At 57.4% G+C, this 20,321-nt stretch carries 16 protein-coding genes; 5 read left to right on the top strand and 11 right to left on the bottom strand.

Annotated elements, in window-relative coordinates; all coding sequences use genetic code 11:
- Nucleotides 1–171: 171 nt before the first annotated feature.
- The 4 genes from HYPDE_RS17635 to HYPDE_RS17620 all read right to left on the bottom strand — a co-directional run bounded on the left by HYPDE_RS17635 (nt 172) and on the right by HYPDE_RS17620 (nt 7,588).
- A complete protein-coding gene (locus HYPDE_RS17635; protein WP_015599912.1) occupies nt 172–492 on the bottom strand; it encodes a hypothetical protein in 321 nt (106 codons plus the stop codon).
- A gap of 72 nt (nt 493–564) precedes the next feature.
- Nucleotides 565–1,779, bottom strand: a complete 1,215-nt coding sequence (locus tag HYPDE_RS17630) for an efflux RND transporter periplasmic adaptor subunit (RefSeq protein ID WP_015599911.1) — start codon at nt 1,777–1,779, stop codon at nt 565–567.
- Nucleotides 1,769–4,951 carry an efflux RND transporter permease subunit gene (locus HYPDE_RS17625; protein ID WP_015599910.1) on the bottom strand — a complete coding sequence of 1,061 codons (3,183 nt, stop codon included), beginning with the start codon at nt 4,949–4,951 and terminating at the stop codon, nt 1,769–1,771. Before HYPDE_RS17625 ends, HYPDE_RS17630 begins: the two co-directional genes overlap by 11 nt.
- Before the next feature lie 333 nt (nt 4,952–5,284).
- Nucleotides 5,285–7,588, bottom strand: a complete 2,304-nt coding sequence (locus HYPDE_RS17620) for an ABC transporter substrate-binding protein (RefSeq protein WP_015599908.1) — start codon at nt 7,586–7,588, stop codon at nt 5,285–5,287.
- Nucleotides 7,589–7,913: 325 nt separating this feature from the next.
- Here HYPDE_RS17620 and HYPDE_RS17615 point away from each other — a divergent pair, with 325 nt between their 5' ends.
- Both HYPDE_RS17615 and HYPDE_RS17610 read left to right on the top strand, forming a co-directional pair.
- The gene (locus HYPDE_RS17615; RefSeq protein WP_015599907.1) at nt 7,914–8,804 is read left to right on the top strand and encodes an SDR family NAD(P)-dependent oxidoreductase; all 891 of its coding nucleotides are present in this window, start codon (nt 7,914–7,916) and stop codon (nt 8,802–8,804) included.
- 319 nt (nt 8,805–9,123) lie between these two features.
- Nucleotides 9,124–10,236: a beta-ketoacyl-ACP synthase III gene (locus tag HYPDE_RS17610; RefSeq protein ID WP_041320628.1), complete on the top strand. Its 1,113-nt coding sequence runs from the start codon at nt 9,124–9,126 to the stop codon at nt 10,234–10,236.
- A 33-nt stretch (nt 10,237–10,269) separates the two neighbouring features.
- On the opposite strand, the gene HYPDE_RS17605 is transcribed toward HYPDE_RS17610, so the two are convergent.
- Nucleotides 10,270–12,090, bottom strand: a complete 1,821-nt coding sequence (locus HYPDE_RS17605; protein ID WP_244437728.1) for a PAS domain S-box protein — start codon at nt 12,088–12,090, stop codon at nt 10,270–10,272.
- 185 nt (nt 12,091–12,275) lie between these two features.
- On the bottom strand, nt 12,276–12,986 hold the full coding sequence (locus tag HYPDE_RS17600) for a DUF1345 domain-containing protein (RefSeq protein WP_081625142.1): 711 nt from the start codon (nt 12,984–12,986) through the stop codon (nt 12,276–12,278).
- Nucleotides 12,987–13,294: 308 nt separating this feature from the next.
- Between HYPDE_RS17600 and HYPDE_RS17595 the strand changes: the two genes are divergently transcribed.
- On the top strand, nt 13,295–13,717 hold the full coding sequence (locus tag HYPDE_RS17595; protein WP_015599901.1) for a response regulator: 423 nt from the start codon (nt 13,295–13,297) through the stop codon (nt 13,715–13,717).
- Between the two features lie 41 nt (nt 13,718–13,758).
- Here the strand turns inward: HYPDE_RS17595 and HYPDE_RS17590 are convergent, their stop codons facing one another.
- Complete coding sequence (locus HYPDE_RS17590; protein ID WP_015599900.1) at nt 13,759–14,424, bottom strand: response regulator; 666 nt, start codon at nt 14,422–14,424, stop codon at nt 13,759–13,761.
- 15 nt (nt 14,425–14,439) lie between these two features.
- The gene (locus HYPDE_RS17585) at nt 14,440–16,788 is read right to left on the bottom strand and encodes a hybrid sensor histidine kinase/response regulator (protein WP_015599899.1); all 2,349 of its coding nucleotides are present in this window, start codon (nt 16,786–16,788) and stop codon (nt 14,440–14,442) included.
- 289 nt (nt 16,789–17,077) lie between these two features.
- Between HYPDE_RS17585 and HYPDE_RS17580 the strand changes: the two genes are divergently transcribed.
- Nucleotides 17,078–17,407 (top strand): helix-turn-helix domain-containing protein, encoded by a 330-nt coding sequence (locus tag HYPDE_RS17580; RefSeq protein WP_041320626.1) that lies wholly within the window; start codon nt 17,078–17,080, stop codon nt 17,405–17,407.
- A gap of 190 nt (nt 17,408–17,597) precedes the next feature.
- Here HYPDE_RS17580 and HYPDE_RS17575 read toward each other — a convergent pair whose 3' ends face one another.
- Nucleotides 17,598–17,816: a hypothetical protein gene (locus tag HYPDE_RS17575; protein WP_015599897.1), complete on the bottom strand. Its 219-nt coding sequence runs from the start codon at nt 17,814–17,816 to the stop codon at nt 17,598–17,600.
- Nucleotides 17,817–18,200: 384 nt separating this feature from the next.
- Between HYPDE_RS17575 and HYPDE_RS17570 the strand changes: the two genes are divergently transcribed.
- A complete protein-coding gene (locus HYPDE_RS17570) occupies nt 18,201–18,644 on the top strand; it encodes a hypothetical protein (protein ID WP_015599896.1) in 444 nt (147 codons plus the stop codon).
- Between the two features lie 104 nt (nt 18,645–18,748).
- Here HYPDE_RS17570 and HYPDE_RS17565 read toward each other — a convergent pair whose 3' ends face one another.
- Nucleotides 18,749–19,027 carry a hypothetical protein gene (locus HYPDE_RS17565; protein WP_144061309.1) on the bottom strand — a complete coding sequence of 93 codons (279 nt, stop codon included), beginning with the start codon at nt 19,025–19,027 and terminating at the stop codon, nt 18,749–18,751.
- Nucleotides 19,028–19,229: 202 nt separating this feature from the next.
- Nucleotides 19,230–20,306 carry a cysteine synthase A gene (locus tag HYPDE_RS17560; RefSeq protein WP_051112026.1) on the bottom strand — a complete coding sequence of 359 codons (1,077 nt, stop codon included), beginning with the start codon at nt 20,304–20,306 and terminating at the stop codon, nt 19,230–19,232.
- Between the last annotated feature and the right edge of the window lie 15 nt (nt 20,307–20,321).

Below are 20,321 nucleotides of genomic sequence, written 5' to 3'. Positions count from 1 at the left end.
TCTCTCGTTTGTGGCAATGCCAAGTGAAAGAAATGCGTGCGGATAGTTTTCCCCACCATTGTATCCAGTTTACATCGCCGTGAGCCTAGCTGCCAATCTAACCACCATTCTCACTTTCATTGCTTCGGAGATCCACAAGACGGACGGTGGCCAGCTCACGAAGGACACGCCTTAACGCGACCCGGGATGCGGCGCAGTGGAGTTCTTGTTGGATTGCCCTTGTTCGCCACCACCGCTGCCCGATGACCCGGAATCGGCTGGCAGATTGATGTCTGGAGGCGGCTGCGCGTGCGCCGGAATATCAGGTGACGTGGGCGAAACCCGCGAATTCTTTTCGCTGCCGGGGCCGACTTTTCCTGGCTCGACCTGCTCAGCGTTCCTCGCACCGGGTTCGGAGTTTTCCGGGGCGGTGCCACCAGGATCGGATTGTGCGACCACCGTCGACACGCCGAAGAACACCACAGATGCACCAGTCAGAAGCAATTTCCGCATGCGAGGCAAACTCCTCTATCACTGGATAGAAGGAAAACGCGCCCGGCTGCTCTGGCGTTCCTGGAAGAGAGATCAGCCCTTGTTGTTCAGATGAACACTATTCGACGACGACGGTGCAGTCGCGGGGTTTGACTGCTCTTTGACGTTCACCTTGTCACCGTCGGCAATGTCATCAGGAGCGCTCTCGATCACCCTGTCTTCTGGCGCGAGTCCGGATGCGATTTCGATCTTGCTCCCGAGATCGCGTCCGATCGTGATGTGTTTCAATAAAACCCGATCATCTGAGGTCACGGTCGCGACATGCAGACCATCCTTGTCGAAAATAACCGCGCTCGACGGAACGACCAGAACATCGCGCTTGTCGCCGACGGTCAGACGCACGCTTGCATAAGCGCCCGGCATCAATTCACCAGGCGTGTTATCGACCACAAGCTGCATGCGTGTCGTTCCCGAAGCGACATCGACAGCCCCGGCGGAGGCTTCGACCTTTGCCTCATACTGTTTGCCGGGCCGCTCGGGAACCGTCAGAACCGCTGTCGTGCCGTTCGTGACCATCGGCACGTAAGCTTGCGGCACGTTCACATAGAGCCGGAGTTTGTGAATGTCGGCGACGACGAACATTTCCGACCCCGTCGCGCTACCGGTATTGATCAAGTTGCCGACATCAGTGTTACGCACCGTCACGATACCATCGAAGGGCGCAACGATGCGCTTGTATTCCGAAAGCGCCTTAAGGCGATCGACGTTGGCTTGCGCCGACTTGACGAGCGCCGTCTTCGCCTCGAAATCCGCAGCTTTTTCGTCGGCCGCCTGGCGCGTCACATAATCCTTCGGCAGCAATGCCTGATAGCGTTCATTCGTAACTTTCGCCAACGCGGCATTGGCCTTGGCGTTGTTGAGTTCGGATTGCGCCTGAAAAAGCTGCTGATCGAGATCTGGCGCATCGATTTCCGCGAGCAGATCTCCTGCCTTGACTCGGGTGCCGATATCCGCCTTTCGGCTCGCGACGTAGCCGCTGACGCGCGCAAAAATCGCGGCTTGCGAATATGCGTCGAGGCGCCCAGGAAGATCGATCGTACCGATGCTCTTCTGCACATTGGGCGTCGATACGGCCACCGTCGGCACGGATCGCTCGGCGGATTTTACCCTGAGGCTCGCCAGCGTTTGCTCCCGGCATTCGATGCCGGTGAAACCTATAAACGACGTAGCGCTAATAAATACGACCGCTGCCAGCGACATCTTCCAGCGCGAGCGTGCCCGCACCTCTTTGGGCAACTCAGGCGACATTGTAATCTCCCGGAATGAAATCGCTTGGCGAAGCTGCTGCCTTGCGCCGATGCATCAGGCTGAAAACGACAGGAACAACAAATAATGTTGCGGCCGTCGCGAAAATGAGACCGCCGATCACGGCGCGCCCGAGAGGTGCGTTCTGCTCGCCACCTTCACCCAGACCGAGCGCCATCGGCGCCATGCCGATGATCATGGCCAGCGCCGCCATCAACACCGGGCGAATACGAATGTAGCCTGATTCAACCGCCGCAATGATCGGATCGCCGTGCTCTGCAAGCCGTTCGCGCGCAAAGCTGACGACAAGCACGGCGTTCGCCGTCGCGACACCCATGCACATGATCGCGCCTGTCAGCGCCGGAACAGAAAGCGTCGTACCGGTTGTGAACAGCATCCACACAATGCCGACAAGCGCAGCCGGAAGCGCCATGATGATGACCAGAGGATCCGTCCAGGATTGGAAGTTCACCACGATGAGCAGGTATATAAGCACGATAGCACCGACGAGCCCGAATAACATTCCGGAATAAGCGCTATTCATTGTGCGCACTTGCCCAAGCAGCACCGCTGTCGAGCCTTTCGGCAGTTCCGCCCGCGCGTCGTCAACGATTTTCTGAACATCTTCCGCGACGGCTCCGAGATCTCGACCTTCTGTCGTCGTCAGGATCTGCACCACCGGCTGTATATCGTAGTGGGATATCGAGGCATTCGTCGTACCCCGCTCAAAGCTGGCGACACCGCCTAGAATCTGTGGAGACGGCGCCGCCGGCGCGTTGACTGGGGTATTCTCGAGAGCGGGCAAGCTATCTACCTTGTATTCGGGCGTCTGAATGACAACCGAATATGACACTCCGTTTTTCGGATTGAGCCAGTATGTCGGCGACACTTGCCCCGTCCCGGAAAGAGTTGTTCCCAAGCTCTCGGTGACGTCACGCTCGGTCACTCCGACATATTGAGCGCGCGAGCGATCGACGTTCACTCTGATCATAGGCGCTGAACGCGACTGTTGAATACGCGCATCCGCGACGCCGGGAACCAAGCGAATCTTACGCAATAGCTTCTGGGCATAAGCGTAGTTTTCGGCGAAGTTGTTGCCGCGGATTTGAAGATCGATCGGAGTCGGCGCGCCGAAGTTTAAAATCTGACTCGTGATGTCAGCCGGCAGGAACGAGAACACCACCCCGGGAAACTGTTTCGGTAGCTCGTCTCTGAGCAGGCTCACATACTCAGGAGTCGGCCGATGCCCCTCCTTGAGCGCGACTTGAATATCCCCGTCCTGCGGCCCGATCGTGCCCGTGTTGTTGTAGGACGTGTTAATGCCGCTGTAAGGGATGCCGATGTTGTCGACGATCGCACCAAGATCCTTTTCGGGGATGATCGTCCGGATAGCGCGCTCGATTTGCGCCAACTGTCGTGCCGTCTCCTCGACGCGCGTGCCGATCTCGCATCGAACGTGCATGAGGATCTGTCCCGAATCGACGGAAGGGAAGAAATTCCGCCCGAGATAGGGCACCAGATAAAACGAGGCGGCGATAAACGCAAACGCGAAGGCAAGAAACAGCGCACGCTGGCTGAGCGCGCGCTCAAGCAGATTCCGATAGCTCAACCGCATGTTTTCGAATGCCAGTTCGAAACGGTGCTGGAGAATTTTCAGCGGATTGCGCGTTGGTTGTTCGTGCTCGCTTGGTTTGTGTGGCTTCAGCAGATACTTGGCCATCGTAGGCACGAGTGTTCGCGACAGAATGAATGACGCGACCATCGCAAACATGACGGCCTCGGCCATCGGCACGAACAGAAACTTCGCCACGCCTTCCAGAAAGAACATAGGCACGAAGACGATGCAAACGCAGAGCATCGAGACGAAAGCCGGAGTCGCGATCTGATCAGCGCCGTCGAGAATGGCCGTCTCGACGTCCTTCCCCTGCTCCAGATGATAATTGATGTTCTCGATCGTGACGGTTGCTTCGTCGACGAGAATTCCGACTGCGAGCGCCAGCCCTCCGAGTGTCATGATATTCATCGTCTCCCCGATTGCAGAGAGCGCAGCAACGGAGGAGAGCACAGCTAGCGGAATCGAAATTGCAATAATCAGCGTCGACCTCAGGCTCCCGAGAAACAACAGGATCATCACGCTTGTCAGCACAGCGGCGAGCACGCCTTCATGGATGACATTCTTGACGGCATTCCCAACGAAGACCGACTGATCGCCAAGGATTTCGATCTTGAGCGCATCCGGCAGCCCGGGCTTAATTTCTTCGAGCTTCTTCTTGATACCCGCGATGATGTCGAGGGTCGAATTGGCGCCGCTCTTCAAGACCGACAAAAGAACCGAGCGCGAGCCATTGACGTGAACGATATTCGTTTGCGGCGGGTTTCCATCACGGACGTGTGCCACGTCGCGGATATAGACCATGCCGCCATTGACTGCTTTGATCGGCAAATCTCCGAGTGCGCTCAATTCCGACGGCGCATTGTTGAGCTGCACCGTATACTCGAAACTGCCGATCTTTTGCGTACCGACCGGATTGATGAGGTTCTGCGAGGCGAGCGCATCCGATACATCCTGCGCAGACAGTCCGCGCGCATGAAGCGCCTGCGTGTCGAGGTCGATCTGGATCTGCCGCAACTTGCCGCCATAAGGATAGGGCAAAGCGGCTCCGGGCACGGTAACGAGGCGCGTCCGGATCTGATTGAGGCCGATGTCGGAGAGTTGTTGTTCCCTCAATCCTTCGCCACCGAGAGCTAGCTGAACGATCGGAACAGTCGATGCGCTATAATTTAGAATCAGCGGCGGGGTTGTTCCCGGCGGCATCTGCTTGATCAGCGTTTGCGCGATCGCCGTCACCTGCGCGTTCGCAACGCTGATATTGACCTCCGGTTGAAAGAAAGTCTTCACAATCCCGATACCGCCGAACGAACTCGACTCGATATGCTCGATGTCGTTGACGGTCGTCGTCAGAGCTCGCTCATACGATGTTACGATACGGCCGGCCAATTCATTGGCGGGCAACCCCGTGTACTTCCAGATCGTGCTGATAATTGGAATGCGGATTTCGGGAAAGATATCGACCGGCGTTCTGAGAGCCGCGAATCCTCCGGCGATCAGAATAAGGAGAGCGAGAACGATGAACGTGTATGGCAGCCGCAGCGCGATGCGTACAAGTGCAGCCATGAATCAAATTTCTCCGCCCCGCTCGCACGCAACTCAATCGCCGAGCCTTCGGCGTTTAACTGCCGGAGACACCTCAATCCGTCTCCGCGCGACTACAATTCGACAGCGACAAAACCGCCTCGGCTGGCAACGGGTTGCCAGAATGCCCGCGTCTCTCTCCCGTCGGTCTCCCACACGGTTATCCCGGGCAGAAGACTAGCTTCCAGGCAAGCTAATGGCTCGTTATAATCAAATCGAGCAGTAATTTTGACGCCATTAACGCCGCTGATAGGACTTGCAATGTCGCACGCGCGGCGCGACGCCACGTGAAGATCGTTCGGCGACCAGCCGGGATCAGCCCAAACTGACCTCGTAAACATAAAAGGCAAGTGCCGCCGTCGCCAGCGGCACACCGACGATATGCAGGAAGCTCAGCGACTTTCGAAGCCACCTGACTGGCTCTATCCACTTGTTCACGCGCGCGATGGTGATGGCTATGATGACACTCAGCATCAGGTAACTGAATAAGAACATCCGATCCGACAGAGTCTCGACGTTCGCATCGAGCTTCGGCAGCGCCAAATAGAGCGCCACCGCCGACAGAAGCGCGGTCACCTGGATCGTGACAATCGCCTCGAAGTGATGTGTCGAGATGAAGATCGACAGATAGGCGATCATCAGGATGAAGCCGAGAGGCACGACGACACGCAGAAAATAATCGGTCGTCTGCCGTTTCATCAGCCAAACGAAATTTGCCTTGTAAAATGGTACGACACTCGGCTCGAGCGTCTGCGCATCGACGGTCCGCACGAAATCTTCGTCGTATCCAACGTACTGGTCTTTCGGCAGCCACCCGTCGACCCTGACGAGTCTATCGCGCAAATTGTCCGGTGGCGGCTGCACAATGAACGGCGCATTCCCGTGCTTCGGTTGAATGTCGATTGAAAACCTCTGCGTATCGAAGGGATAGTCGAGGAGTTGCGGCTCGTAGAGAAACTTGCCCGATATCCGATAGATCTTCATGTGGTCCGGGAACGCCTCGCTCTTCCCGCCATCATGAATGGGCCGAACCGTGATCTGCCGGTCATTTGATCCGGGCTCCAGGTAAGCGTTCGAAAATTCGATTTGATCGATGGACGCGCCGCCGCGGTCGTTCATCGAAAGATAAAAATCGGCCAGGAACGTCTTGTCGTTATCGTCGATGTGTTCGGCCCCAATAAGATCGATGTCGGCGTAAAGCGTATCGATGCGTTGCATGTGGTTGTTACGCAGATGCGCGAACTGCAAGGGCGCAAGTTGCGTATGCACGAGGCCACGCGGGAGCATGAGGATCATTGGCGTCCGCGCGGCCGCCCGCGAGGAGGGCTGGAACGACCAGTTATCGAACCGACCCTGGAAAGTGCCGCGGCCTAACGCATAAGCCGTCTGAAGGCGCTGAACGATCAAACTGCGAAGTTCCGGTAAACCGGTCGTGGCGTCCTTGCCGCGCGCCGCTTCCGCGATGAGCCCGACCATGTCGGCGTATTGAGTGCCGACCGAAAGCGCTCGCATGTTTTCGTTATCGACGACGTTCAGAGGAACGTCCTCGTCTCTCGGCTTACACTTGCCGCTTTTCCAACCCGGTGCCGCCTTGTTCTTGGCACCCTGGAAAATCCAGACGCCGGGGTTGGGAGAATCCGAAACGAGCTTACGAAGCCGATCGTTGTAAACGTTCGGGAGTCCATCCCAGGCAAGCTGATAGATATCGTTGGGATAGGTATCGGCGCCATCCGACGCAATCGTGTCCAACCGGCCGGTAACGAACAGCGGCGGTGTAAAATTCGCCTCCTTGAGTTGTTTCAGGACATCCTTCGTCCGGCTACTGCCAACGCTGAGAAACAGAAGATCAATATTCTTGCTTTTGAGATCGGTAATTGCCGACGCGAGTTCTCCAGCATCGAGAATATCGTCGCCCACGGTATGCAGCCGGTGATCGCCCGCCATCACGCCCGCGCCTAGAACCTTCGTAAGCGCGTCGCCGAAACTGCTACTTGCGAAAGCCGATTCCAAGCCGATGAATGCCGGGCCCGCAACTTTCATCTGCTTGGTAAACTCTGCAATAACCGGCATACGCTCTTCGTCTTCGGAAGGCCGGGTCGTGAACACGTTCGGATAATCGGCGATGAGACCGCCGACGGAAATATCCGATATGAAAGGAATTCCGCTTTTCTTGAGGTTTTTGCCACCAGCATCGAAAGCCGCCTTCGCGCGCGTCGAATTCGACATACCGATCATCGCAAGCGTTTGAGGATCGGCGAGGGCCGACGCCAGATTTGCGGCCGCCGTCTTCCCGTCGCGCCGATCGTCGAAAAACATCAATTGCAGACGCCGACCAGCAACGCCGCCGTTGCGATTGATACGGCGCTGCTCCAGCACAGTAAGACGTTTGATGGCCGCCAGCTGACCGTTATCGTAACAAAGATCATCCCGCGACGTTACGAATATGGGGACGTTCAAGGGCGGCCGTTGTGCCGCTTCTGCGTCATCGACCGCGTCAACGCTCACCGGCATACTGGCGCTGACTGCGACCGTGACAGCAGCGATCAGGATTACAGCCATCCGCCGCAGCAAAACGTAGCCATTGCTGCGTACACGGTCCTTCAAAAGCGCAAGACTCACCCTGACACCCCACCCGACGATTGCTTCGTGTGTCCGAAAAAAGCTGAAGCGTGGCCTGCCCTGACCTGCCGCGACCCCTTTTTAACAAAGCCGTGCCGCGAAAGAATGGAGAAATTAGGTTGGGACTTCCCCGAAAAAATGGAAAGTCACGCTCGCGAACACAGAATAGGATCGTCCCCCCGCATCGGAGGAATTTTTTGCGCCCCGAACGACACATCGGACGCGTTCGCGGACTGTACCACCAGTATAATGGGTCGCCCTTGCTGACCCCGGCAAGCCTGCCTACGTTCCATGCGGCCCGCTCATGGGATACCACGGAGAACGCATGCCGTATGAACCCGCCGTTTGGCTTTCCCGTTTGATGCCATGGCGGGCGCCCGTCGACCCGAATGCCATTCATGCGGCACGGGCTGCGGTCGCCGACCTGAAGCCGGCGGTCGTAGTCACGGGCGGATCGCGTGGCATAGGCTTGGCCCTGGCAAAGTGCTTCATTGAGGCGGGTTGCACGACCGTCATCGTAGCGCGCAATGCACTGAAACTCGCCGACGCAGTTGCTGAGCTGAAGGCCGCAACGGGCGTCGAACCGGTTTCAATCCTTTGCGATATTACCGAACCCAACGCCGCAGACGTCATTTCGGCAGGGCTCGCCAACGCAAATCTGTACCTCGATGTGCTCGTCAACAATGCCGGAATGGGCCTCGCCGGACCCTTCCTGGAACAAACGCCAAAGGACCTTTCGAGCCTTCTCGCAGTGAACATCGAGAGCCTGACGCGCCTGACGCGCGCCGCTTTGCCGGATATGATCGCACGCAGACAGGGCGGCATTTTGAATGTTGCGTCCCTCGGCGCCTACATACCCGGCCCCAACCAAGCCGCCTATTACGCCAGCAAATCCTACATCCTGTCGCTGACCGAGGCGATCGCCAGCGAAGTTGCGGGTCAGGGCGTTCGCGTCTCTGCCTTGACACCGGGACCTGTAGATACCGAATTTCATCGCGACATGGGCGCCGAGAGATCGCTCTATCGGATCATCCTTCCATCCTTGACTCCCGATCGCGTGGCGAAAAGCGCCTATCGCGGATTCATGTTCGGCCAGCGCGTCATTGTGCCGGGAATTTTCAACACCGCATTCGTCGTCGCGTTAAAGGTTCTTCCACACATCGTCACCGTACCGATGATGCGCGGTCTTCTGAGGCGAGAATTCTTTCGGCGTTAAGTATCCGTTCGTTTCCCGTTTGCTTTATCGCAACCAATTTCAGTTATGTATTGAGGGATCCCGGAATGAGGTATCGCGTATCCGGGTTTCCTTGCGGCCGCGCTCTGCGGGCTCTTAAGGGCTCGGTACATTTGAAGCGTGGCCGCACCATTTCCTGCAATTTTCCAAGCGAGATTCGACGCATCGGGCGGGCTTAAACCGCAGGGCCGATGCCATTCCGTACCCATGGGACAGTGCTTCATCGGCGTGCTATGGAAGCACATCGATAAGAACAAGGGGCCGCCCGAACGGGCCCCGCCGGATCTTGGAAACACCCGCCGTGCCACAACCCGTAATTGCCGCAACCGGGCTTTACGTTCCGCCTCACAGTATCAGTAACCGGGAGCTGGTCAGCGCCTTCAACGCATTCGTTGAGAGGTTCAACGCCGAAAACGCCGCGGCAATCGCCGATGGAAGAATCGCGCCGCTGCTGCCCTCGTCGGCGGAGTTCATCGAGAAAGCATCGGGCATCAAGTCGCGCCACGTGATGGACAAGACGGGCATTCTCGATCCGGCGATCATGCGGCCGATTCTTCCCGAACGCCCAAACGATCAGATTTCAATCCTCGCTGAAATGGCGGTTGCGGCAGCCACCGATGCGTTGAACCGTTGGGCAGGGCCGAAAAACGACATCGGCGCCGTCATATGCGCAGCATCGAATATGCAGCGGCCCTATCCAGCGATGGCCATCGAAGTTCAAAACACGCTCGGGCTGGGCGGATTTGCCTTCGACATGAACGTCGCCTGCTCGTCGGCGACATTCGGCATCAAAACGGCAGCCGATTTCATCTCGAGCGGCTCCACGAAAGCCGTGCTTGTGGTCAACCCCGAGATCTGCTCGGGCCACCTGAACTTCAGAGATCGTGATAGTCATTTCATCTTCGGCGATGTTGCAACCGCCGTCATCATCACCGGCTCTGAAACTGCAGGCGCATGGCGTATTCTCGGCACGCGCCTCAAGACACAATTCTCGAACAATATCCGCAACAACTTTGGATTTCTGAATCGCGCCGCACCGGAAGGCATCGGTAAGTCCGACAAACTCTTCGTCCAAGAGGGGCGCAAGGTCTTCAAGGAGGTGGTGCCGATGGTTTCCGAAATGATCCTGGCTCACGCCCGCGACATCGGCGTCGATCCGCACGCACTGAAGCGGCTCTGGCTGCACCAGGCCAACATCAACATGAATGACATGATCGGTCGCAAGGTTCTTGGACGCGATCCGCGCCCTGGCGAGAACGTCATTATTCTCGATACATTCGCGAACACCAGCTCCGCCGGCTCGATCATCGCATTCCACACTGCGAACGACGATTTTGCAGCCGGCGAGCGCGGTCTCATCTGCAGCTTCGGGGCCGGCTATTCCGCAGGTACTGTATTCGTCGAGAAGCTATAATCACCCATCGTCATCGTCCCGCCCGTCGCCGGCTTACGTCGTCTTCCTGAACGGCACGACAGTATCGTCTTCGGTCAGCATCTGCTGAATGACGTCGACCAGCTGTTGGCGCTGGAACGGCTTCTTGATCAATTCCACCTGCTGGTAAGCTTCCGGCAATCCCTCCCGTCCATAGCCGCTGACAAACGCGAAGGGAATTTTCCGCCTCGCAAGCGCGGCGGCAATCGTATCGACGGGATCACCCGAAAGATTGGCATCGAGCAACGCGGCGTCGATTTCCTTGCGTTCGATCAGATTCAGCGCTTTTTGAAGTGTCCCTGCCGGACCGACGATCTGACAGCCTTCATCCTCAAGGCTCGCGACGATGTCCATCGCAATCAGCGGCTCGTCATCCACGATAAGAATGCGCTTTCCCGCAACCGGCTTCTCTACGCTGGATTGCATCGACCTGGGAGCCTGAGGCCTCTCGGGCAATGGCTTATAATAAGATCCGCCGGTCGCAGGCTCGCTCTCCGGAAGCGGCAGCATGATTTCGCACGTGACACCTTCCGCCTCGTAGCGGATTGATGTGAGGCCGCCATGTGCGTCGAGGCTCTTTTCGATAAGGGTCGTGCCAAAGCCGCGCGCTTGCGGAACCGTGACAGTTGGACCCCCGCGTTCCTGCCATTTCAAAACGAGGTTACGGCCAGCGTCGGTGCGAACCATCCACCGGATCGAGAGCTTTCCTAGCGGATTGGACAAAGCTCCATATTTCATTGCGTTCGTCGCGAGTTCGTGCAGAACGAGGCTGAGGTGCAGCGCAGCCTGCGCGTTCAGCATCACCATAGGACCGGAATAGGAAATACGATCGCCCTCGATCTCGCTGAGCGGGACCTGATCACGAACGATATCCGATAGCACGGCGCCCTGCCACGTTGATCGCGTTAGCAGAGTGTGCGTTCTCGCCAGCGCTTGCAATCTGCCGCCGAAGCTCGTTGCAAAATCGTTGGCGCTTTTCGCACGATAGACGGTTTGATTGGCAATGGACTGGACGGTCGCCAGCGTATTCTTTACGCGGTGGTTGAGTTCACCGATCAAAAGCTGCTGCAGTCTTTCGAAGCGCTTGCGCTCCGTGATATCCCGCCCGACTTTCGAGGCCCCGATAAGCTTGCCGGACTTATCACGCATCGGCGATACTGTAACCGACACGTCAATTCTACGACCGTCCTTTGCAAGACGCACGGTTTCAAAATGATCGACGTGCTCGCCACGCCGAAGATGCGCGAGAATATCCTCTTCCTCGGATTGAAGCTCCGGAGGAACGATGCGGGTAATGTGCTGCCCTATCATTTCCTCGGCTGAATAGCCGAATATTCTCTCCGCGCCCGCATTCCAGCTCGTAATGAAACCTTCGAGTGTCTTGCTGACGATCGCATCGTCGGAGGACGCAACGATTGCCGCAAGCCGAGCAGCCTGCAGTTCGTCTTCGCGCCGAGCCGTGATGTCGCGTGTGATCGCGAGTTGACCGGTCTCGCCATCGTGAAGACGGATCGGTACCGCATGCGTTTCCATATGCCGCCGAGTGCCGGCGTATCCGACGATATCGAATGTCCAACTCACCTTTTCACCGGCGCAAATACGCTTGTGATTAGCCCGCCATTCGTCGCGAAATTCTGGCGCAATGAGGTTTATGACAGGAGCCCCTTCAACCTGCGCCCAGTTGTTTGCTTCGATCATCCGAAGACCGGCAGCATTCATCTGCACCAACCGGCCATCGGAACCGACGATTTTGATGCATTCCGACGTTGCGTCGATGATTGCGGCAAGAAGCTGCCGTTCCTTGTCTGAATGGCATTCCGCACTCTGATCAGCCATTTGACTCATAATCGGAATTTCGGACGAAACGGACTTGTCATCCACCGACTTGACCTCTTGCGCGCTTGGTGTGCCCCATGGCATAGAGCTAAGAGTAACAAAACAGCCGAAACAGCTGATTTGTTCCAGCAATCCGTTCCCCAGATTGGGTCGTCTGTCGAGATAAATCGGGGGTACCCACCGGATCAGGCGAGGCTGGCGGCCAGATTGATGGTTAGCGCTAAAACCATCGTATTGAAAAAGAAAGCAACGATGGCATGCAGGGTCGTAAGCCTCCGCATCGACTTCGAGTTGATCATCACGTCGGATGTTTGCGACGCCGCACCGAAGGACGTCGCAAAATAGAAAAAATCCCAATAGTCGGGCTGCGTGTCCTGCGGAAATGCCAGGGCTTGCGGAGCGTCCTTGTTAACGAGCCTGTGTGGCGCATAGAATTCGTGCGCATAGTGCAACGTGAAAACGACCTGCGTCACCAGCCACGAGATGACGATCGTTGTTCCGGCAAGCCCGACAAAGAAGAGCTTGCCGTCGTTCGACGCGCTCTTGGCCTCCGCGATGATCCCGAAGATGGCCGCGAAGCTCGAAAACATGGCAAGCAGGACGAGAACGAGAATGACGACGGCACTGTCATCCTGGCGAGCTGCTCGCGTACGCAAAGCCTCCCCCGAGCAACTCCGCATGACGCGAAACGCCATGATGAGGTAAACGGCACCCCCGGCACACCACGCCATGGCTTCGCGGACCGGACCATGAAAGGACTCCGGCAGCAACAAGAGAACTGCAAGCCCGGAAATGGCGCCGGCGAAGGCCCGGGGACGCAAGACGAGAGAGCGCCAAATCGAGAGAGGGCTGTACCAATTCGCGCGTTTGCGAACCGTCGCTGCGGAGCTGCTCATAAAGCGATCTTGGGTCCTGCCGGTAGACGTACGAGCCGGTCGCAAACGCCTTTCACTGCCGACGGCCGTGCAACATATAACGCTGCGGCTGCCGGTCAACAATCGCGGACGATTCGGCCACCCTCCGCCTCATCTCTTTTCCTTAACCCACTAACATAGTGTACGAATTATCCCATCTCTGACTATTCGGCCGGATAGCCGGACCGCGCTGAGAGAATAGGTCGTGTAGCCTATAGCCTCCCGCTGAATGGCGAACAGCGTCGAAAAGATTTCTCCTGACGCCACACGATGAGGTCAGGAGTCGACTTATGATAGGGCCCGCGCTTGTTTCTGACACCGAACGATCGGTCTTGCCCGCCGAGGCATCTTCGAGGCGCTTGGTTGCGGTCATAGAAGATAATTACCAGTCCTCGCTCGCGCTCACGATGCTGATCGACGATTGGGGCTACGCGTGCATTGCGGCGCGGAGTTCGCAAGAGGCAATCAAGACCCTAGGCAACCGCCTGAACCAGATCGCAGCAATCGTTACGGATGTCGAAATTGGCGGTCAGATGCGCGGCGTTAAGGACGCGCTGGCAATTGCTTCCGCTCTCGGTCGGTCGATCCCCACGATCGTGACCATCGGCCACGGCGACTACGCGGCGGCTTGCAGACCCTTTCCCGTGATCCGGAAACCGTTTGATCCCGACATCCTGCACGCTTGGCTTGTCCAAAAGCTCGGCTACGGCTGAGTCCGACGCCCGGCCCTGCAGGCGCGTAAATGATTTGGACGTCAGCGCCTCGTAGCAAGTTCGGTGCGATTCCTGGCGCCGAAATGGGAAAAGAGGGCCGCAAGGTGAATTTTCACCGTGCCTTCTGCAATATCAAGTTCCCGCGCGATTTCCTTGTTGGAAAGGCCCCGGCGGACGCATTCCAAGACATCGCGTTGACGCGGCGAAATGGATTTCGTGGCAGCCCCACCGCTGGCCCCCCCCTTCTTCTCGACCTGTTCTGATGTGGATGTTTTACCACCGGCCGGTGAACCGGAAGAGGTCATGAACCTGGGCACATAAATACGCCCATCGAGAATGTCCCGTAATGCCGCGACGATTTCTTCGTCCTGCAGCGATTTGGGCACATAGCCGCTGAGCCCCGTTGCAACCGCTTTCAGCACGTCGCTGCGCTCCTCCGACCCGGAAACGATTGCCACGCGCACTTCTGGATATGTCTCCTTGACGACGCCAAGGCTTTCAGGGCCGGAAATGCCGGGCATCGCCAGATCGAACAATGCAAGTCCGATCTTGTCGAGTTCGGACAAGCGATCAAGCGCCGCATCGAAGGTCGCCGCTTCGACGACGGTGGCGAACCCAAGTTTATCCTTCAATAGGAAGCCCAGGCCGGTTCGATAAAGACTATGATCGTCGGCCACAAGGACAGCATCACGTTTGACATTCACCATGGACGACTCTGAATTTTAATCGAAGCTGACACGCTCTTCGGCAGCCGGAGTAAGTACTGCAGCCCTGCCCGCCTTGATGACCGCATAAAGCGTCGCGACAATGAGTTCGGGATCGGCAGGCTTCGTCAACCATGGCCTCCCGGATTTGGCAAGTGTCGCCAGCGTAGCAGAATCCGTTCCGCCTGAGAGGATAACAGCCGGAATAAAGCGGCCGATTTCGCTAGACATTCGATTGATGAATTCGAGCCCCGTTTCTTGATCCCGCAGATCGAAATCGAGAATCGCAACGTCGATCGTAAGTCTTTCAGAAAACGCTGCTTCTGCTTCCGAGGCTCGTTCATATCCGAACACCACATTGCCGCGGTCCCTGAGATCGCGGCTCAGCGCGGCGACGATAAGCTCATCGTCATCCAACACGAGGATATTGAAACCATGTATGTCGGTCTCGTCCTTCGGAGCTCCAGATCGCAGCGGCGTGTTCTCGATCACGCGCTCCGGCGGTAGAATGATCGTAAACCGCGAACCCTTCTGCCACCGCGAGCAGACGACGATCCTCATGCCCAACAGATCTGCATAACGTCGCGCGATCGACAATCCGAGGCCAAGCCCCTCGTTGGCGCCCCGCGCACGCTGATCGGTTCGAGAAAACTCCTCAAATATCTTTTCATGCTGCTCCGGCGAAAGACCGGGGCCGCTATCGTAGATGTCGATCATACGTTGGCCATTTCTGCGCCGCGCGGCCAGGATGACGCCACCCTGCCTTGTGAACTTGAGTGCGTTCGAAACGAGATTTCGAATAATGGTTTCGAGCAGCGCCGGATCGGTCTCAAGCGTCCAATTCTGCGCGCGGCTCAGGAATTTGAGTCCGTTCTGCTCGGCCTCAACCTTGAAGCCAACCGAAATACGCTCGATGATTTCGGAAACGGATACCGCGACCTTGGTGGGCTCAATCAGCTTTGCATCCAAGCGGGAGACATTGAGTAAGGCATCGAACATTCCTTTGAGGCCATGCAGGCCTTCTTCCATTTGCGCGACCAGCGTCGTCGCTTCGCTCCCTTGGACACGCCGCGAAAGCGCTCTTGCAAAGAGGGTGAGCGCATGGAGAGGTTGTCGCAAATCGTGACTTGCCGCAGCGAGAAAGCGCGACTTGGCTTCGGTCGCCTGCTCTGCTTCGGCCTTGGCGCGCTCGAGTCCGATATTCTGTTCAGCCAGGCGCTGCGTACGCTCGCGCACCTGACTTTCGAGCGTTTGGTTTGCGGCAGCAAGAGAAGCTCGTTGCGCACCGAGTTCCGCGACCATCGACCGGAGCGATTGCGCCAGGACGCGGGCTTCATCGTACCCATCGACCGCGGGGAAATCGACCTGACGTCCACGACGCAGACCTTCTGCGGCATCCGCGAGTTGAAGCAAAGGTCGGGACAGCTTGCCCGCGAGCATCCAAGCAAGAACGGCCGCGAGCGCAGAAAACGCTCCGCCCCAAAGTAGAATGTTCCGCTGCAGGCTCCTGACCGGCTCGAACGCCAGGGTCTGATTTTCTCGGACGAGCACAATCCAATGCAGGCCCGGATACGACCGGTATCCGTCGCTCTTCGAAAATCCGGTGACATAGGATTGGCCGTCCGGCCATTGTTCGACGGCGAAATTCGCGATCCCGGCGCGAGCACCTTTGATGCTCGGCAGATCGAGGGCTTTTCCTGCCACGTTGTCGGGCCCGAACAGAACCTGCTTTTTCTGATTCAAAACGATGACATCGGCGTGAATCGAATTTTTCATGCTGCCAAGCAGCGTATCCTTGACCTCTTCAGCCCAATCCGCGCTGAGCGTCGCCCCGAGAACACCCAACGTTTCCTTTTCGTTTGATACGGGGACTGCCAAGTCGATGAAATCGGTCACTTGTCCGGATGGAGATTTCTCCGAAACGCCGTCACGAATTTTCACGTCCCCGACATAGGGCCCCTCAAGTCCTTTCTTGTACCACTCCTGTCCACTGACATTCTGACCTTCGCGCACGCCGCCGGTTGCACTCTCGATCCGACCGTCACGGTTTGCATACCCGACCCAGGAGTAGTCGGCATAATCCGTCTGGAAACGCTCCAGCGACACACGCAAGGACTCTGGCGTCTCGGTCTTGGCAGGTATCTTCGCAATCTCCGTCATGTCGTCGAGAGACTGCAACCGCTCGAACATCGCACGGTCGAGCTTATCCTGCATTTCGTCGGCGAGCAGCGCGAGCGACCGGCCGATCTGCAATTCCAGACGCTTCACTGCGTCATGCGCAATGACGTAAGAAACTGCCGCGGTAAGCAACAGCGATACGACCGAGATCGCGGCCGCGATAAGCACTTTCAAGGAGATGCGTCGCATCCGGTATCCGTCATCCGCGGTGACTGACGGTAGCCTGAAACGCAATCGGGGCGGATATCAAGCCGCTTCGTATTAAATCTCGGTATGCCATCAGCTCAAAGTCACGTCTTGCTCGCTGACAAAACACGTGAACCGCATTAGGCCATCCGGCCTAATTGGCAAAAAGCCCGTCTTAGGCCGCACTGCTGAATGGTGTCTGCAAGTCATCCAGCGCAGGTATTTTGCGTCGCGCAAACGCTCGCATCCCAACGCGAAGCTCGACCGTGCGCAAGCTTAGCAGGAGTTACCAATGCAGACCCCTCAGGACATGGCCAAACTGATACCCCTGAAAAGCAAGGAGCCGCCACCGCAATTCATTAAATACGCCTCACACATCGGGAGGCTCGCAGCGTTCCTCCAACACCATGAGCATCGCAACAAGGACGCCAGAGATGATAACATCATCGAAGTGAGACGTTCGGATGCGGAGATTGCCTTCCACCTCGGCATCTCGATGGCTGCTCTGGAACAGTGCTTCAGCGAGTTGATACGACAGAACGTCATTCGCCTGCGCGGCGCATACCAGATCGAGATCTTGAACAGCACACGCCTATCCGATTTCGCAAGGCTGAAACCGTGACGCCAAATTCCACGGTGCTTGCTTCGCGCCGCTGAGGACGATTCATCGAAGACGTGCGCTGTCCCTCACCCCTCAAGCGCGCCGCTTCGATAGAGGGGCCCGGCATCCCCCCTGCCGGGCCCCTGGCCGTTCTGGACGCCGCGTAGTCCGGAGCCGTGCAGCACCAGACTCAATTTGCGCCGCCTAAGGTCTAATGCTCCCTGTCCGACGGCAGAAGTTGCTGAACGGGAATGTCATGCCGAGCCATTAACTCGCGCCACTCGGCAACATGCTTTTCGAGCGTGTCGATAACGGACTTGGTAATGGTATCGTTGTCATAGGGGCCGTTGACCAGGCGCGCGACGCCCGACTTCCAAAATGCGAGTTGTCCCTCAAGTGTCGATAGCTCTCTATTTGCCCATTCGATCATCGGCGAATGTCCCCACTAAGTGTGCCCGCGTTTAATTTACAGCGAATTTGATGTTTCTCGAAATCACGACGAAAATTTCTGGTGAAGTATCCCCAGCGCCGAATGCATTTTCGCCCGGCGCGACACGGCCGCCGAATTCCAAATCGATGGAACACCGGCGAAACACATAATATTTCATCAATCAGGTCAGGATCTTGGCGGCCGAAGGCCGGACTTGTGACGATATACGCACTTTGCGTCGAACTCGTACGGAAAGCGATGAACCCGCCGCGAGAATATCTCAATGCTTCGCGTCGTGGCGTCTAACATCGAGATTGTAGAATCCCGCAGGACGCCTAACTAAGCATTCCTTCGTTTTCAACGCATCCCACAAGGACCACGCAGATGAAATCCATAGCCACGATCATTGCACTCGCGCTGTTCGCCGTCCCCCTCGCGGCGCACGCCGAGGATTCCAGCAGCATCGAAATGGCATTCATCCCGAGCACGATGGGCGTTACGTTACTCAATGAAAACGGCAAGTTCGTCACCATCGATATGAAGAAGATCGCGAAGGGCGAAAAGTGCCGAATGGACAAGGACTCGGTCATCATGAAGGTCGGTCCTGGCGCGACAGCCAACACCGTGCGCGTTCGCTATCTCGCACCTCAACTCAGTCACGGGGGCTGCCCATTCATGACAGAGTTCGAGCTTTCTGACGCCGATTACACTGCGGCTCGAGCAGCCTTCACCGCAAAAACCGACGAAGCCTCGAAAAAGGTCGAGGATTTGAAAAAGCAGCTCGGAGCAAAGTGGAACGAGATCACCGGACAGAAGGCAGATCAATGATCCGGAGCAGGAACGCTCCTCCAATGACGGACATCCTTCAAATGAAAAAGGCCGGGAACTCGTTTTTCCGGCCTTGAAGCAAAGCGTTTGAACTCAAGCGTCCCTTAGCATCCACTGCGCCGCATGCAGCGGCCATAGCCGGGCTCATCGACACCCCATTGGCCAAAGCAACTGTGACGCGCTTCGCGGCAATAATCGTTCCGCGGGTCTTCAGGAACTCCCGCGGCGGCGCCGGTCATCGGCACATCAACGAACACGTTGAGACCCGAATTCCAACCCCAACCCCGGCCGCCGTTGCCATGACCACGTCCGTACGTATCTCCGGCCATTGCCGAGCCTGCCATTGCCATCGAGGCAAAGAAGACAAGCGCTATCCCTCTCATGACCGTTCTTTCCCTGGAATGACTTCGGCGAATATTTGCTGATCCCAGCTTCGGCGGCAAATATTGCCGTCAGGTATATGGCTGGCCCAATTTCGAGCTTAGGTTTCCGGTCGGAAAACACGTGCGCCAAAGCGGCACGAACTGCCTACTGCTGGCCGCGCCGAGCAGATCGAACGGCGGAGAGGAGGGCGCTTGCGGGGGCTTACGCGAACACCGCCGGCACGCTGACGTCCTCCGCCGAGAGCCACGCGGGGACCGGCAGATCTTTGGACGCGAGAAACGACGGGTTGAACAGCTTCGACTGATAGCGCGTCCCGGAATCGCAGAGCATCGTCACGACGACATGACCCGGCCCCAGCGAGCGGGCGAGCGCCACGGCTCCTGCAATATTGACCCCGCTGGAGCCGCCAAGGCAAAGACCCTCCTCGACGACGAGTCGATGCACCAGGGGGATCGAGTCGGTATCGGGGATTTCAAATGAGAAGTCAGGTGAAAAGCCTTCGAGGTTTCTGGTAATGCGGCTTTGACCGATGCCTTCGGTTATCGACGATCCGTGGGCTTCGAGAACGCCGCGCGTGTAGTAGGAATAGAGCGAGGCGCCGGGCGGATCCGCGAGGGCGATCTTCACGGATGCGCTTCGCGATCTGAGTCCGAGAGCAATTCCCGCGAGTGTTCCCCCCGTCCCGACGGCGGAAGCGAAGCCATCGACCTTGCCGCCCGTTTGCTGCCAGATTTCCTCCGCAGTCGTTCGGGCGTGCCCGTCGCGATTAGCCACGTTGTCGAACTGGTTCGCCCATACGGCTCCCTTCGACTCCGTCTTCGCAAGCGCTTCCGCCAAGCGGCGCGAGTAGTGGACATAGTTGTTGGGGTTCGCGTAGGGCACAGCCGGCACTTCGACGAGCTTCGCACCGAGCGCGCGTACCGCATCCTTTTTTTCTATCGATTGCGTATCGGGCATGACGATGACCGTGCGCAGTCCGAACGCCGAACCGAGCGCCGCCAGACCTATTCCTGTATTTCCCGCCGTCCCCTCGACGATGACGCCGCCACGCTGGATGGCTCCGCGCTCAAGCGCATCCTCAATCAAAAAAAGTGCGGCCCGGTCTTTGACCGACTGCGCGGGATTCATGAACTCGGCTTTGCCGAGAATCGTGCACCCTGTTTCCTCCGAGGCTCGCCGCAGCTTGATCAACGGCGTGTTGCCGACGGCATGAATGAGATTCTCGGAATAAACCACGAATGGGTGCCCTTTTAGCTGTCGCCGATCAGATCCCGACATGGTTGGCGCGTCGAG

The sequence above is a fragment of the Hyphomicrobium denitrificans 1NES1 genome (assembly GCF_000230975.2).
In the GTDB taxonomy this organism is placed as follows: Bacteria; Pseudomonadota; Alphaproteobacteria; order Rhizobiales; family Hyphomicrobiaceae; genus Hyphomicrobium_B; species Hyphomicrobium_B denitrificans_A.
This window is presented reverse-complemented; position numbering and strand designations above follow the sequence as displayed.